Origin of the sequence: Clostridium sp. JN-1, assembly GCF_003718715.1 — a bacterium.
GTDB lineage: Bacteria > Bacillota > Clostridia > Clostridiales > Clostridiaceae > Clostridium_AV.
Genome location: NZ_CP033465.1, coordinates 2203681 through 2220355 on the forward strand (window position 1 = coordinate 2203681; position 16675 = coordinate 2220355).

Here is a 16675-nt window from a genome sequence, read left to right on the forward strand (position 1 = left end):
AATGGTTAGACTAGTATATTATAACTGTAAAATATGTTTTTTTCAATTACTGCTTACATCTTCTCATATCATATATGTATATTAAACTTACAAATGAAATTTACTATACTTTTGCTGATTCTGCTGCAAGAATATCAATATCACTTTCCATAGATAGTGATTGATCATTCTTATCATCTTTATAATTCTTAATTAAAGCTGCATCTATAACATCTTTTATATTATTAACTGGTAAAATTTTAACTTTTGCCAGTTTTGAAAAACTATTTTGCCAGTTTCCTTCTGGGATTATTATTATCTTAGCTCCAGCTTTTATCCCAGCTTGAATTTTAGCATTAACTCCGCCAATAGGCTTAACTTCACCATGTATTGATAGTTCACCTGTCATAGCTACTTCATTATTTACTGGGATACCTTTTATTGCACTGTATACAGCTGATGCTATACTGATTCCAGCCGACGGTCCGTCTACAGGAGCATTTCCAGAGAAATTTACATGTATATCATACTTACTGCAATCTAAATCAAAAATTTCTTCTATTACAGTTATCACATTTTCTACTGAACACTGTGCTGTACTTTTTCTGACCATCTTTCTGTTTTGCATACTTATTTCTTCTCTATCTATAATACCTGTTATATTTAAAACTCCCTTTCGCAAATTAACCTTAGAAGCTGCAGCTTCTATTTCCATAAGAGCCCCAATATTAGAACCATATATAGCCAAACCATTTACATATCCAATCATCGGTTTCTCATTTATCTTCTGTTCAATTCTTGGAGAATACCTTCCGTTTTCTATAACCCACTCAACATCATCTATACTTATTATATTTCTATTTTCATTTAGAGCTATACCAGATGCCAATTGTATTAGATTAACTGCATCACGACCATTACTGCAATATTTGCCTATAATATTATAGGCACTGCTTTCCACTTTAAAGTTTATTTTTTCCACAGCATTTTTTGCTATAGTTTCAATTTCATGCGGCAGTAAATCTCTAAAGAAAATTTCTACACATCTTGATCTTAAAGCCGGAGTGATTTCTTCTGGATTTCTAGTAGTAGCTCCAACTAATCTAAAATCTGCTGGAAGTCCATTTTCAAAAATGTCCTTAATATATACTGGTACATTTGAATCCCATGAACTATAGTAAGAGCTGTCTAAAAAAACTTTTCTATCTTCTAAAACCTTAAGTAACTTGTTCATCTCTACAGGATGCAGTTCTCCTATTTCATCTATAAATAGTATTCCTCCATGTGCTTTTGTTACAGCTCCAGGCTTTGGTTGTGGAATTCCAGCAATTCCAAGTGGTCCTGCTCCTTGATATATTGGATCATGAACAGAACCTATTAGTGGATCAGCTATACCTCTATCGTCAAATCTTATTGTAGTAGCATCTATTTCTACAAATTTAGAATTTTCATTAAACGGTGAATAGTCTTTTTCCCTTGCAAATTGCAGTACTAACCTTGCTGCTGCTGTTTTTCCAACCCCCGGCGGTCCATATATTATAACATGCTGCGGATTTGGACCGCATAGTGCAGCTTTTAAGGCTTTTATACCTTTTTGCTGACCTATTATTTCATCAAAATTAGATGGTCTGCTTTTTTCTGTAAGAGGCTCTGTCAATTTTATATCTCTTAACTTTTTCAAATTTTCCATTTGACCTTGGCTTTCTTTATTTATAATAACCTTCCTGGAATTTTGACTTTTCAAGGCAGCAAAAAAATATATCCCCATTACGAGAGTTGCTAACATTTCAATAATTACTAAAGTATATATCATATTTAAAATTCTACCTCCAAAGTTCTATATAATACTTTTTTTATTATGCTCATATTTTAGCTCGTATATTCCAATATAAAAATGAAGATAGAATTATTTAGAATATAAAATGAACACTAAAACATATAATTTTAGTGCTCACTTTATTTTATGCAGTTTCTGATCCTTTTCTAGTTCTAGATTTTTTTACTTTCAAAGGAGTTCTCTTTCCTTCTTCTGCCTTTACAACTTTAGGTTGTTTTGTTTTTATTGTATCTTTCTCTATTATAACTTTAGCTATCTCTTCTTTTGAAGGAATCTCAAACATTATATCCTTCATAGTATCTTCTATAATAGACCTAAGACCTCTGGCACCTGTATTCCTTTTGAAGGCCTCATCAGCTATAGCTTCTAAAGCATCTTCTTCAAATTCAAGTTCAACATTGTCAATTTCAAACAACTTTTTATACTGTTTAACAAGTGCATTCTTTGGTTCTTTCAATATGCTGATTAATGCTTTCTTATTTAAGGCTTCAAGAGTTACAACTATAGGAAGTCTGCCTACAAATTCAGGAATAAGACCAAACTTTAATAAATCACTTGGCATTATTTCTTTTAGTAGTTTACCTATATCTTTTTCATTTTTAGATTGAATCTCAGCACCAAATCCAAGCGTACTTATTCTAGTCCTATTCTCAATGATTTTATCAATTCCATCAAATGCTCCTCCACAGATAAACAATATGTTAGTTGTATTTATCTGTATAAATTCTTGATGTGGATGTTTTCTTCCACCTTGAGGAGGAACCGATGCAACTGTTCCTTCAAGTATCTTGAGTAATGCTTGCTGAACACCTTCACCTGATACATCTCTTGTAATAGAAGGATTTTCTGATTTTCTTGCTATCTTATCTATTTCGTCTATATACACTATTCCTCTTTCAGCTTTTTCTATATCATAATCTGCATTTTGAATAAGTTTTAGAAGAATATTTTCTACATCCTCACCAACATAACCTGCCTCAGTTAATGTTGTAGCATCTGCTATAGCAAATGGTACATTTAAGAATTTAGCCAATGTTTGAGCTAAAAGAGTTTTTCCTGAACCTGTAGGTCCAAGTAATAGTATATTACTCTTTTGTAATTCAACATCATCGCTATTGACATTGTTGTTTATTCTCTTGTAATGGTTATAAACTGCTACAGCCATAGACTTTTTAGCTTCTTCTTGACCTATTACATATTGATCAAGATATTCCTTTATTTCAATAGGCTTTGGTAAGGAACTCATATCTACTTGAATATCCTCTTCAAACTCATCACTTATTATTTCTGAGCAAAGTTCTATACATTCATCACATATATATACTCCAGGACCTGCAATTAATCTTCTAACTTGGTCCTGCGTCTTTCCACAAAAGGAGCATTTGAGCTGTTTTTTTTCATCAATTTTGGCCATTTTAACACCTCACTAAAGGTTTATTTCTTTTTAGTAATTACTTCATCTATTAGCCCATAATTTTTAGCTTCTTCAGGTGACATAAAATTGTCTCTTTCTGTATCTTTTTCAATTCTTTCTAAAGTCTGACCTGTTCTCTCACTGTAAATAGTATTAAGTTTTTTCTTTATCTCAAGTATTCTTTTAGCATGAATTCCTATGTCTGTTGCTTGACCTTGGAATCCGCCTAGTGGCTGATGTATCAGTATTTCAGCATTAGGAAGTGAATACCTTTTTCCTTTTGCACCAGCACATAATAAAAATGATCCCATTGAAGCTGCCATTCCTATACATATAGTGGATACATCAGGTTTTATATACTGCATTGTATCATAAATTGCCATTCCAGATGTAATTGATCCTCCAGGGCTATTTATGTACAGATATATATCCTTATCAGGATCATCTGCCTCTAGAAATAACAATTGTGCAACAACTAGACTTGCACTAGTATCATTTACTTCTTCACTTAACATAATTATTCTATCTTTTAAAAGCCTAGAATAAATATCATATGACCTTTCTCCTCTATTTGTCTGTTCCACAACTACTGGTACTAAACTCATAAATTTCTCCTCCTTTTTACTAATTATTAAAAATATTACCAGGTTAGTGTATAACAATATAATAATATTTTTAAGCTTAAAATTAATTGCCAGAACAATTTCTGGCAATCAATCATCTAAATATTTTATGCAATTGCTTTATTGTTGTTAACTAACAGTTCAATTACTTTTTCATTAACTACTTCTATCTTTAAAAGCTTTCCTTGAGCACCTAAGATTAATTTAGCAGTTTTCTCTAATTTTTCATCATCTGTGCCATATTGTTTTGCCATTTCTTTTGCTTTAGATAAAAGTTCTTCTTCATTTGCATCAATTTTTTCAACTTTAGCTATCTCTTCTAATATTAAGTCTGTCTTTACTCTTTTTTCAGCAGTATCTTTCATATACTCTCTAACTTTTTCTTCAGTATTATTTGTATATTTATAATATGATTCAAGATCTAAACCTTGATATTTCAATCTCATTTCTAAATCCTTAAGCATATTATCTACTTCTTTATCAATCATAACTTGCGGTATATCTATTGTCGTATTTGCAGATACAGCTTCTATAACAGCATCTTCAAATTCTCTTTTTTCTTTTAATTCATTATTCTTTTCCATTTTCTTTCTTATATCAGCTTTTAACTCATCTAAAGTATCAAATTCAGAAACATCTTTAGCTAATTCATCATCTAATGCTGGTAATTCTTTTATTTTTATATCGTTAATTTTAACTTTAAATGTAGCTTCTTTTCCATTTAATTCGTCTCTACCGTATTCTTCAGGGAACTTAACTACAACATCTTTTTCATCATCTTTATTTAAACCAATTAATTGATCTTCAAAGTTATCTATGAAAGTTCCTGAACCTATTTCAAGTTCATAATTCTTTCCTTCTCCACCTTCAAAAGGTTTTTCATCTATAAATCCCTTAAAGTCGATAACTGCTATATTTCCTTTTTCGATAGATCCTTCTTCTTTAGTTTCAATTCTAGCATTTTTCTCCTGAATTGATTTTAATTCATTTTCGATATCTTCATCTTTTACTTCATATGTTGATTTTTTTACTTCTAATTCTTTATAGTCACCAAGTTTAACTTCTGGTTTAACAACAACTGTAGCTGTATATACAAAATCCTGATTTTCTCCTATATTAACTATATTTATTTTAGGATAATCTACAGGCTTTATATCATTTTCCTCTATAGCTTTTGGATATGTATCATCGCAGCAAAAATTTACTGCATCTTCATAAAGTACTTCTTCTCCATAATATTTCTTTATTATGTTCATTGGAGCCTTTCCCTTTCTAAATCCAGGTACGTTAAACTTCTTTGAATTTTTCTTGAAAGACTTTTTTACACAATCATTAAATTTTTCTGTTTCTACTGTTATCTCTAGTTTAACAACATTGTTTTCTAGTTTTTCTATTTTAGCATTCATGGTCTTATTCCTCCTACTCTTTGACATGCTTATGTTAGCCATATCATTATAACATATATCAAAGTATTAATACACATTATACAATACTATATTTTATCAAATGGCATGAATATATCCAATATTTCTGTAATATTAATTATATACCTAAAGCCATAAAATTTACAGTTATTTTTATTATCTATTCTCCAAAAGTTCCATCAGCTTTCAAATAGACAGTTTTATCATCTGAAATTACAGTAAGTCCCTTGTCAGTTATCTTATCTAACTTTATATTTTCTCCTTCAATACCCTGTATAAGTACATGATTTCTATTACTTAAACTCTCTATCCACACATATTTAGTTGTTTTACCAATCCAAGGCAATTGGCTTATATAAGCAATATTATTGTCATCCAAAAATTTAGGACTGCTGCACCAAACGTAGTTAGGATCAGATGCAAGTTGATCATTTTTAGCAATTACATTTCCATTTGTAGAAGTATACTGAGGATTTGTAACGTCTTGTTTATTGCCATCTGTATCTAGAAGTACCATACTTTGAGCTTTTCCATCATAAATAATTACATCTTTTTTTGATGGACTAATATCATATATTGCATTTTCACCATCTAAGGTCACACTTTTAAATACTTTGCTTCCATTACTAACTTCATATACTGCCTTTGCAGTTTTTCCATCACTCAATTGTACACTATATGAATTTTCACTTGTTTTATTTTTTGGTTTAACTTCAGTATTTTTTGCTGGAGTATCCTTTGCTGGAGTACTCTTTGCGCTTTGTGCAGTATTGTTACCCTTAGATAAATCTTTAAATGCTCCTTTTAAAGATACAACTGAAAATGTACCTACTACAATGACTGCTAATACAATTAGAACAGCTGCAATAATTATTCTTCTTTTTCTGTTTTTCATTTTTCTATCATAATCTTTACTAAATATACTTGGCTTTACCACCGTTAATTCCTCCTAAATAATATATAAATATTAGCAACTTTTCTTTAGATATACAAAATTATTAGTAATAAAACTACTTTTTAACAACTCATTATTTATTATAACTCAAATACATAAAAAATAATAACACTTTTAACAACAAAATGGAATTTAGAATGTAAATTCATTCTTTATTTATAATTCTATAGTGTAAAAATGAAAACTGCAATACATTTCTTATAATAAAATGAACCTTTCCGACCACAAGGGTACGGGGCTTCGTATAGAAGTTTGATAGTCTAAGCTAAGCTATCCTTATTCTAACGGGCGTATCCACTTCGCCCCTGCTGTATAGAACTGTTAAGTCCACAACGCTGCTTTTCTTTAATATATTTAATGCTCCATTTGCGTCTGCATTTAACTTATATCCTGTTTTGGTTACACATTTACTAACAATACTCTTTTTCAGTAAAAACTAATTATAGAGGGTATCGAACCCTCTATAATTAAAGTGCTTACATCCTTGGGTACAAGACCACACGGTTTTATGCACCTTTATATAAGCTGGATATATATTGTTTTTTCTTATCTTATCAATACTCATTCTTTCCATCTTGTGTATATTTAATACAGGAAATTTTCCATCGATTGAAATAACTGCCTTTAAGTAAGTGTAGGGCAAGCATTTTTTAGAGGACAAAGGACAATTGACAGGGGACAGAGAAGGTTGATTTTTTGCTAACGCAAAAGAATCTTTAAATTTATATAGGTTATCAATGTTTCGCTCTAGCGAAACGAGCTATCAAAAATTTAATTAAAGGTTTTTCGTAAGCTTAGCGGAGAAAAATCCTCCTTCACTGTCCTCTGTCCTATGTCCTATGTTTTTTAATTATGTATCTATCCTATTTTATATTTCTACTGCCAGGCTTTATATATGGAGTACCCTCTTTGCACATAGGGCATTCTTCCTTTTCATAACTTTTAATATCAAGTTTTACAGCACTATACATTGGATATTCTACTTCTACACCTTCTGCCCTTCTGTCAACTATACAAGTTATTCCTACTACTTCTCCACCTAAGGCTTTAATGACATCCGCCACTTCTAAAAAAGATTTTCCTGTGGTTATAACATCCTCAGATATTATGGCCTTTTGACCTTTCTTTATTTCAAATCCTCTTCTTATAGTCATCTTTCCATCTTGTCTTTCAGCAAATATACCAGGCTTTCCGGTTTGTCTTGCCAGCTCATAAGATACAACTACTCCTCCCATAGCCGGTCCTACTATAATATCAAAATCTACATCCTTAAGCTTATCTGCTACTACCTTTAAAACTTTTTCTGCCTTATCTGGGTATTGAAGCAGCTTTGCACACTGGCAGTATCTATTGCTGTGTCTTCCAGATGACAATAAAAAATGTCCTTCCAAAAGTGCATCTGTTTCTTTCAAAGTATCTATAACCATTTTATCTGTATTTTCCATAATAAAATCCTCCTCATCAATTTGCTTTTAAAAATTACAATTATATTATTCCTCTTATTTCATCCAAATTATTAATATTTTCTCTTTGCATATATTTATAAATACCATTTATAACATTCAAACAAGTCATTGGGTTCATAAAGTTTGCCGTTCCAATTTGGACTGCACTTGCACCTGCCATAATAAACTCAACTGCATCCTGCCATGAAGTTATTCCTCCAAGTCCAATTACAGGAACATCGATGGCTTTGCATACTTCATATACCATTCTAAGTGCTATCGGCTTTATTGCAGGTCCTGAAAGTCCAGCTGTTACATTTTCAAAAATAGGTTTCCTAAGCTTAATATCTATTGCCATGGCCTTAAATGTATTTACAAGTGATATTGCATCTGCTCCAGCATCACAGCACTTGTATGCCATATCTACAATATCTTCTGCATTTGGAGAAAGCTTTACCATCATAGGTTTTTTGCAAACTTCTTTAACTTCTTTTACAACCTTATAAGCTACTTCAGATTTTATTCCAAATGCCATTCCACCCGATTTAACATTTGGACAAGATATATTTAATTCAATCATATCTACATCAGTATCATTTAATTTTTGGATTCCAGCTGCATACTCCTCAATACTTCCCCCGCCTAAATTGGCAATAGCAACTGTTCCATACTTTTTCATCATAGGCAGTTCGTGTTTTATAAAATGATCCACACCTGGATTTTGAAGCCCTACACTATTTAACATTCCGCTTTTGCTTTCAAAAACTCTCACACCGTCGTTTCCGTCCTTTGGATTTAATGTAAGACCTTTTGAGCATATTCCTCCAAGTTTTGATACATCAAAGAACTCATTGTATTCTTCTCCAAATCCAAACGTCCCTGATGCAGCAATTACAGGATTTTTAAAATTTAAACCGCATATATTAACTGAAAGCATTATATATCCTCCTTAAGAATTAAGTCATCTCCAAAGAAAACAGGACCATCCTTACAAGTTCTCTTATTTCCATTCTTAGTCTTACAAGTGCATACAAGACAGGCTCCAACCCCACAAGCCATATGTTTTTCCATGGAAACATACACAGGTATGTCTTTTTCTCTGCACATTTTTATTACTTTTGACATCATTATTTCCGGTCCGCAGCAAACTACAACGTCATAAAGTTCTGGTTTCAACATTTCCGTTACATACCCTTTGTGTCCGCAAATTCCCGTTTCAGTAGATATATTTATACTATTTACATATCCTTTATAGCTGTCGAGTTCATAACAGCCATCCTTAAATCCAGCATAAAGATCGATGTCACAATCCTTAAGAAATTTAGCTAAGTAGAGCATTGGTGCTGTACCTATTCCCCCTGAAACAATTGCCACCTTTCCTTTTATCTTTTGAGTATCAAATCCATTTCCAAGAGGTCCAGTAATCTGTATTGCATCATTTTTCTTTAACTTACTTAAAATTTTAGTACCTTCTCCAATATTCTGATATAAAAAAACTATTTCTTCATTATCTATGCAGTGTATACTTATAGGTCTTGAAAGAAGTGGATATTCATCCCATGCCCTAAGCATATAAAACTGACCCGGCTTTCCAGTAAATTTTCCCTTTATCGTAAGCTTAAAAACATTTTTAAATACTTCCACATTCTCATGTACCAAACTCGTACTAAAATTCAACGCACTTACCTCCATATTATAATTTTCTTGCTATGTCATCCCTCATTCTTATTGCTTCTCTTCTTGCATATTCGCTGTAGTTCTTATCTCCATCGCCAAACTTTTTATATGCAAGTAAAATACCTCTTGAAGAATTTACAACTCCACCATTTCCATTCTTGAAGTAGATAGATACATCATCTGCATTTCCTCCCTGTGCCCCATAACCAGGTATTAGGAAAAACATTTTATCTAAATTTTTTCTTATCTTCATTCCTTCATCAGTATGTGTACATCCAACTACTCCTCCTATTGGACCGTAACCATACTTTCCTAAGTACTTTGAGTTAAGTTTATTTATCTTATCTCCAACTACATCATAAACTTTTTTTCCAGATTCAGTTTTAAGATATTGAATATCTTCTGCTCCCTTATTTGACGTTCTAACTAGTATAAACAGCCCTTTATTGTTATTTTCAACATACGGTAAATATGGCTCTATCCCATCAAGACCCATGTATGGATTTAATGTTACAAAATCGCTTTCAAAGTCGCCTTCAAAATGTGCTTTTGCATACATTTCAGCTGTTTTTGCTATATCTCCCCTTTTTATGTCCGCTATTATAATTGCACTTTTCTCCCTTAAATATTTTAATGTCTTGTAGTAAACTTGCATTCCTTTTAATCCAAGTGCCTCATAATATGCTATTTGCACTTTGTAGCAAACAGCCGCATCTAATGTAGCATCAATAATATTTCTGTTGAATTCAAAAATTGCATCTTCAATTGAAGTATTTTTATCTAAAACCCATTTAGGTATATATTCTATAGAAGTATCTAGTCCAACACAAACATGTCCTTTTTTTTCAACGCCTTCATATAACTTATCTGTAATCATCTATCTCACAGCTCCAATTTTATTTGAATTATAAACTACTTTTCCACGTCTAAATGTAGTTAATACATCACCATAGACATTCATTCCATTGAAAGGAGTATTTTTTCCTTTAGATTTAAAATCATCTGAGCATATTTTGTACTGTCTCTCTAAATCTACTAGAACCAAATCAGCATCATACCCTACCTTAATTTGTCCCTTTTTGCATTTCATTATACACGCTGGATTTTTAGACATTATCTGGGACAGCTTATTTAAACTTATGCGTCCGCTTTTAACTAAACTTGTATAGCAAATTGAGAAAGATGTCTCTATCCCAGATATACCAGCTGCCCCATTTTTCTTATCCTCACTTGTATGAGGTGCATGGTCTGTACCTATTGCATCTACCCATCCATCTTTTATAGCATTTATTAAAAACCCAACATCTTCTTTATCCCTTATAGGTGGATTTACTTTATAAGAGCTATTTAAAAGAGCAATATGATGAGGTGTCACTTCACAAGTCACATTACATCCTTTTCTTTTAGCTTCAATAATATAACTCATTGATTCTTTAGTACTTACATGTGATATATGGACATGACAGCCTGTAAATTTTGACAAGGCTAAATTTCTCCAGGTCATCATATTTTCTGACAACCTCATATCTACATTTGAAACAGAACTTTCTTCACAATGGCACATTACTATTTGATTTTTTTCTTTTGCTTTTAGCATGGCATCCATCATTACTTTACTGTCCATTACATCTTTTCCATCTTCAGATATAACTTTAACTCTTGAGTCTAAATCATCAAGATGGCTTATATCATGACCATTGAAGTCTCTTGTTATAGATACAGCTTGATGGATATCTACAAGGCCAACCTCTTGTGCCTTTTTAAGTATATAATTAACTATACTCATGCTGCTGCACACAGGCTTTGTATTTGCCATTAAATTGACTAGAGTATATCCCCCTCTAACTGCAGCCATACTTCCACTTTTAATATCTTCTTTATAAGTCAAACCAGGATCTCTAAAGTGTGCATGCAAATCAATAAATGACGGCATGAGTACTAATCCATTAGCATCAATAACTTCGCAATTTTTATTTAAGTTTCTGTCTATCTCAGAAATTTTACCATTATTTATATATAAGTCCCCAACAAAATCCTGCATATAGTCAACTATTCTTGCATTTTTAATCAACAACTCCATTAAAAGCATATCCTTTCTAATTTAAGTAGAGATATAAAACTAAATTTCCATAGCTCTATAAATTTCATCACAGTACTGACACCTGTATTCTCCCTTTGCTTCATCTACAAGTTCAAATACATGTGGTAAATTTTTCTCCGTTGATGTTATGCATCTAGGATTCTTGCATTTTATTATGCCTGTAACTTTTTTTGGAAAAGTTAATTTTATCTTTTTTTCTATGTTCTCATCTTTTATGACATCTATTGTTACATTAGGATCCAAAAATCCCAATACAGTAAAATCCAAATCCATATTATTTTCTATTTTTATTATGTCTTTTTTAATAAGCTTTTTGCTTTCAGCATTCATTATGAGTGCAACTGAATAATCTGCTTTATCAAGACCAAGGTAATTAAATATCTTTATTCCGTGGCCTGCCTTTATATGATCTATAACTATACCATTTTTAACACTATTTATTGTAAGCATAATTTTAATACCTCCTTTAACTACTTTACACCTAAAAGTTTAGATATAAGTGCCATCCTAACATACATGCCGTATTTAGCCTGCCTAAAGTAACATGCCCTTGGATCACTATCAACTTCTTCAGCTATTTCATTGACACGAGGAAGCGGATGTAAAACTATCATATCTTTTGATGCCATCTCCATTTTTTGTGAATCCAATATATAGCTGTCCTTAAGTCTTATATAATCTTCTTCATTAAAAAATCTCTCTTTTTGAACTCTAGTCATGTAAAGTATGTCTAATTCTCCTATTACATCTTCTAACTTTTCTACTTCTTTGAATTCAATATTCTTATTTTTTAATTCATTTATTATATAATCTGGAACTTTTAATTCTTCAGGAGATATTAAAATAAACTTGTTGTTTTCATATCTTGATATAGCTTTTATTAAAGAATGAACAGTTCTTCCAAATTTCAAGTCCCCACAAAGACCTATGGTCAAATTGTTCAAACTGCCTTTTATTGATTTGATTGTTAAGAGGTCTGTAAGTGTTTGTGTTGGATGTTGGTGTCCGCCGTCTCCAGCATTTATAACAGGTATGTTTGAATATATTGAAGCAACTTTAGGAGCTCCTTCTTTAGGATGTCTCATTGCAATTATGTCTGCATAGCATCCTACAACCCTTACAGTATCTGCAACACTTTCACCTTTTGATACTGAACTTGAATTTGGTTCTGAAAATCCTATAACCTTGCCGCCTAATCTTAGCATTGCAGCTTCAAAACTAAATCTTGTTCTCGTACTAGGTTCATAAAATAGTGTCGCTAGTATCTTTCCATCACATACATGGGAAAAGTCTTCTGGTGACTTTATGATTTGATCTGCTAATTTAAAAACTTCTTCTAACTCTTCCAATGTAAAGTCCATTGGATCAATTAAATGTCTTCCTTTTAACATATTAATTCCTCCTTCTTAGCCTCTCGGTGCTAAATTTAAAGGTATAAAAAAAGCCTTCTTAATAGAAGGCATAATTATACTTTATTATCATAATAATATGTAATAAATTTAAGTCAATTTCATTTGCCTTCCTAACCTCACGGGATTAGTATTAAAGGTGTATTTTTATTGTTACAAGCATATCATGAATAAAATATAAAGTCAACTTATTTTTATAAAATATAATCAAAGTTTTTGAGCCATAATTGCAGCTCCTATTGCCCCAGCATATCTTCCAAATGGATTTGTCTTTACACTGCTGCCCAACTTTTCAGAAAGTTTTTCAACTATATAACTGCTGTCACTCAATCCACCTGTTAAAAAATAATTAAATTCGTCTGAATGTTTCTGACATAGTGATTTAACCTTGCTAGTTATGGAATCTATGACTCCATAAGCTATATCTTCTCTTTTTTTATTGCTTCCTATTAAACTTATAACCTCAGATTCTGCAAACACAGTACACATTGAACTTATAGTTACACCTTTACCTGACTTTGCCATTTGGCACATTTGATTTATATCAAGTCCTAGAGTATTTGCCATAAGTTCCAAAAACCTTCCTGTTCCTGCAGCACATTTGTCATTCATAGTAAAATTAGTTATATTTCCATTTTGGACAGTTATTATTTTGGTATCCTGCCCACCTATATCTATGACAGTGCAGTCTTCTCCTAAAAGATAGTATGCTCCTTTACCATGACATGTTATTTCTGTTATAGTTTTATCTGCATAAGGTACCGAAACCCTTCCATAACCGGTAGCTACAATTTTACAATTGTTCTTATTCAAATCCATGTTTATTAATTTTTCTTTTATTTCATCTGCTATTTTAACACTGCTCCATCCAGTAGGATAAACAAATTTAGTTCTTATTCTATCATTTTCAAACACACATACTTTAGAAGCAGTAGAACCTATATCTATTCCCACATAAAACATAAACTTCACCTCTTATTATAGGTATGGATTCTTTAATTCCTTAGTTATTGAATGAAGGCCAGAAGTATTTACTTTATTACAAGCTATTAGTTCTTTAATCTTTTCTTCATCATTTTTATCATACATTATTGAAATACCACAGCATGCTGAAATTTCACGCGGTGTCGGTGTTATTGTATATGTTATTTTTTCTTTCTTTAATAACTCTTCCATTTTTATTCCTTCAGTATGTGATGGAAATAATATGTAATACCTAGTTTTCTGCATTATATCATCTCCAAGAATGCCTCAACTCGCGTTTTAATTTGTCCTGAATCTTCTGTAGAATAGTCAGTTTCTATATTCAATACAGGTATGTTCCTATTTTTTAACTCTTTTTCTACTAATCTATTTTCTACAGCATAAGTATGGCAAAAAGATAAATTAGTATCTATAACACCATCTACATTATACTCTTTAGCATATTTAACTATATCATCTATTCTTCCTGAATTTGGTGTAAAACAGGCACAATTTATCTTTAAATATCTATCGGCTAAATTTCTTATTAAATCATCAATTGTTTCTCCATCTTCAGATACCTCATTTTCAAAATATCTTGTACCTGTACAAGTTTCCTCTACAACTACCTGTGCATTTAGACTTTCTATTATAGAATGTAACTTCCAATTAGGCAGTGCCATAGGCGTACCTGTTATCATTATTCTTTTTTTGTTATCATTTTTATTATTTTTAATTCTTTCCTCTAATTCATCACATAACTCATTTGATTTTTTTATGAATCTATCACAATCATCAAAAAATGCTATTTGCGATACCAAAAGAGCATCTAATCCACTTATAGGAGAAGGAGTACATTTTCTAAGATCATATAACCTTTTTAAAGCCCTTCTCTTAGCATTAACAGTTTTTATTGAATCTTTAAGAGATTGTACTGTTATCTTATTTCCTGTAAGCTCCTCCATCTTTGCTATAAAACTTTTTATCTCGCTTGTCCATAAATCATAATCTTTTTCTCTTTTCATTTGCGGTAATTCCATAACATGTACAGGAATATAATCATTTAATATTTCCCATGCCTTTTTCTTTCCATCACAAGTAGTTTCGCCAACAAGCATATCACATGATTGAAAATACGGACATGTTCCTCCAATTTTTGCTCCCATAGATGCCTTTATAAGCGGGCACATATTTCGGGGAAGAACTTTTTCTCCATCCTCTACCCAAAATTGAGATCCACCGCAAAGCCCAACTCCAATAGCCCCTGCTGCCAATATCACTTCATCTGGAACAAAAACACAAAAAGTACCTACAACTTTACTGCCCTTCTTTTTGCATTCATCTAGTTCTTGTATCCTAAATCCATGTATTTCAGCAACAGCAGAATTAAAATAATTCATAGCTTGAGGTCTATTTTCTTGGGTTAAATATGTATTACCATATAGTTCTGGAAGCACCGCGCAAAGTTTATCATGCTTTTCTAAATCAACCCCTAAATTTGACCAAAGTTTTTTATAATTACCCATAATTAATCCCTCCATTTAAATTACTAATTAGTTTTTATATATTTATTTTATCATGTCTAAAGCATTCTAAATATTTTAATATCAAATACATCATGCAGGAACTATCATATTAATTTATCTGCAATATTTTTAAAGAGGACAGAGGACAGAAAAAGATTCTTTTGCATTAGCAAAAAATCAACCTTCACTGTCCTCTCAAAAAAAATGAGAACTTTAAGGTTTGCTCTAATGCTTTTTTCCAGCATATATTCAGCCTTCTACGAAGTAATTACTAAAACAAAAGGTAAGAATGGTGTTCTTTGAAAATTGAATAATGTGGTATTCACAAAACATGATATAATGAAAATATATTTAGACGAAATTTAATAATTTTACAAATTGTAAAATTATTAACGAGTGGGATATATGGGGGAAAGGGATATGAATATACTGGCTATAATTGGCAGCCCAAGAATAAATGGTAATACTTATAAGACTGTTAAACTAATTGAACAAAGATTAGTAGAAAAGAATAATGCAATTAAATTTGAATATGTGCAATTGAGTAAGACCAATATTAATACCTGTAAAGGTTGCTTTATATGCATTGAAAAAGGCGAAGAAAATTGCCCACTAAATGATGATAGGCATAACCTTGAATTTAAAATGAAACAAGCTGATGCCGTAATATTTGGATCGCCAGTATATACGTACAATGTATCCTGGATTATGAAGAACTTTTTAGATCGTTTTGCTTATAAATGTCACCGACCTGATTTTCATGGGAAGAAGGCGATGGTGGTCATATCGACTGGAGCGGTGGGATTAGGAGTTGTAGGAAGTATATTATCCTTCATAATTGGCACAATGGGATTTATAACCTGTGCAAAAGTTGGATTAACTTATGCTCCACTGCATGAAAGGGATAATATAAAGTCAATGAAGGAAATGAAAAAATTGAATAAACAAGTGGATTTGTTCTACAGTAAAATAATTAATACAGAAGTTATAAAGCCGTCGTTTATTAAACTTTTAACTTTTAAAATGCAGCAAAGGGCATTTTCAAAGGCACCACAAAATTCTGCTGATTTTAAATTTTGGAGTGGCAAAGGATGGTTGAATACGAAAGAAAATTATTATTATAAGGTTCATATAGGAAAAATCAAAAATTCCATTGTCTCTCTTATTAGTAAAGTATTGAAGTGATGTTAAACTTAATAAAATAATAAATCAGGATACCGCATTATTCAGAAAAATTGAATTTGAGGTGTTTTTATATTTAAGATACTGCATAATACAAAGAAATTAGGAGGTAGGTTGATAAAATACTCGTGTTATGGGTG

General features: G+C 31.5%; 16 protein-coding genes. 1 reads left to right on the forward strand and 15 read right to left on the reverse strand.

Annotated elements, in window-relative coordinates:
* Window positions 1-103: 103 nt before the first annotated feature.
* The 15 genes from lonB to EBB51_RS10560 all read right to left on the reverse strand — a co-directional run bounded on the left by lonB (window position 104) and on the right by EBB51_RS10560 (window position 15353).
* A complete protein-coding gene (gene lonB, locus EBB51_RS10485) occupies window positions 104-1792 on the reverse strand; it encodes an ATP-dependent protease LonB (protein ID WP_123054420.1) in 1689 nt (562 codons plus the stop codon).
* 148 nt (window positions 1793-1940) lie between these two features.
* Window positions 1941-3230, reverse strand: coding sequence for an ATP-dependent Clp protease ATP-binding subunit ClpX (gene clpX, locus EBB51_RS10490; RefSeq protein ID WP_123054421.1), 1290 nt, complete (start codon window positions 3228-3230; stop codon window positions 1941-1943).
* 20 nt (window positions 3231-3250) lie between these two features.
* Window positions 3251-3859 carry an ATP-dependent Clp endopeptidase proteolytic subunit ClpP gene (clpP, locus tag EBB51_RS10495; protein ID WP_279221835.1) on the reverse strand — a complete coding sequence of 203 codons (609 nt, stop codon included), beginning with the start codon at window positions 3857-3859 and terminating at the stop codon, window positions 3251-3253.
* Window positions 3860-3960: 101 nt separating this feature from the next.
* Window positions 3961-5259: a trigger factor gene (gene tig / locus EBB51_RS10500; RefSeq protein WP_123054423.1), complete on the reverse strand. Its 1299-nt coding sequence runs from the start codon at window positions 5257-5259 to the stop codon at window positions 3961-3963.
* Window positions 5260-5437: 178 nt separating this feature from the next.
* A complete protein-coding gene (locus tag EBB51_RS10505) occupies window positions 5438-6214 on the reverse strand; it encodes a hypothetical protein (protein ID WP_190285271.1) in 777 nt (258 codons plus the stop codon).
* Between the two features lie 881 nt (window positions 6215-7095).
* On the reverse strand, window positions 7096-7677 hold the full coding sequence (gene pyrE, locus EBB51_RS10515) for an orotate phosphoribosyltransferase (RefSeq protein ID WP_123054424.1): 582 nt from the start codon (window positions 7675-7677) through the stop codon (window positions 7096-7098).
* Window positions 7678-7717: 40 nt separating this feature from the next.
* On the reverse strand, window positions 7718-8614 hold the full coding sequence (locus EBB51_RS10520; protein WP_123054425.1) for a dihydroorotate dehydrogenase: 897 nt from the start codon (window positions 8612-8614) through the stop codon (window positions 7718-7720).
* Window positions 8614-9369, reverse strand: a complete 756-nt coding sequence (locus EBB51_RS10525) for a dihydroorotate dehydrogenase electron transfer subunit (RefSeq protein ID WP_123054426.1) — start codon at window positions 9367-9369, stop codon at window positions 8614-8616. The genes EBB51_RS10520 and EBB51_RS10525 overlap by 1 nt, the downstream gene beginning before the upstream one ends.
* A gap of 1 nt (window position 9370) precedes the next feature.
* On the reverse strand, window positions 9371-10231 hold the full coding sequence (gene pyrF / locus EBB51_RS10530; RefSeq protein ID WP_123054427.1) for an orotidine-5'-phosphate decarboxylase: 861 nt from the start codon (window positions 10229-10231) through the stop codon (window positions 9371-9373).
* Window positions 10232-11434, reverse strand: a complete 1203-nt coding sequence (locus EBB51_RS10535; protein ID WP_123054428.1) for a dihydroorotase — start codon at window positions 11432-11434, stop codon at window positions 10232-10234.
* A gap of 39 nt (window positions 11435-11473) precedes the next feature.
* Window positions 11474-11905 (reverse strand): aspartate carbamoyltransferase regulatory subunit, encoded by a 432-nt coding sequence (locus EBB51_RS10540; protein ID WP_123054429.1) that lies wholly within the window; start codon window positions 11903-11905, stop codon window positions 11474-11476.
* Between the two features lie 20 nt (window positions 11906-11925).
* Window positions 11926-12846, reverse strand: coding sequence for an aspartate carbamoyltransferase (pyrB, locus tag EBB51_RS10545; protein WP_123054430.1), 921 nt, complete (start codon window positions 12844-12846; stop codon window positions 11926-11928).
* Window positions 12847-13071: 225 nt separating this feature from the next.
* Window positions 13072-13827 carry an acyl-CoA dehydratase activase gene (locus EBB51_RS10550; protein WP_123054431.1) on the reverse strand — a complete coding sequence of 252 codons (756 nt, stop codon included), beginning with the start codon at window positions 13825-13827 and terminating at the stop codon, window positions 13072-13074.
* A 15-nt stretch (window positions 13828-13842) separates the two neighbouring features.
* Complete coding sequence (locus EBB51_RS10555) at window positions 13843-14094, reverse strand: DUF3343 domain-containing protein (protein ID WP_123054432.1); 252 nt, start codon at window positions 14092-14094, stop codon at window positions 13843-13845.
* Entirely contained in the window at window positions 14094-15353 is a 1260-nt protein-coding gene (locus EBB51_RS10560; RefSeq protein ID WP_123054433.1) for a double-cubane-cluster-containing anaerobic reductase, read from the reverse strand. Before EBB51_RS10560 ends, EBB51_RS10555 begins: the two co-directional genes overlap by 1 nt.
* Before the next feature lie 420 nt (window positions 15354-15773).
* Here EBB51_RS10560 and EBB51_RS10565 point away from each other — a divergent pair, with 420 nt between their 5' ends.
* Window positions 15774-16538: a flavodoxin family protein gene (locus tag EBB51_RS10565; protein ID WP_123054434.1), complete on the forward strand. Its 765-nt coding sequence runs from the start codon at window positions 15774-15776 to the stop codon at window positions 16536-16538.
* The last annotated feature ends 137 nt before the right edge of the window (window positions 16539-16675 follow it).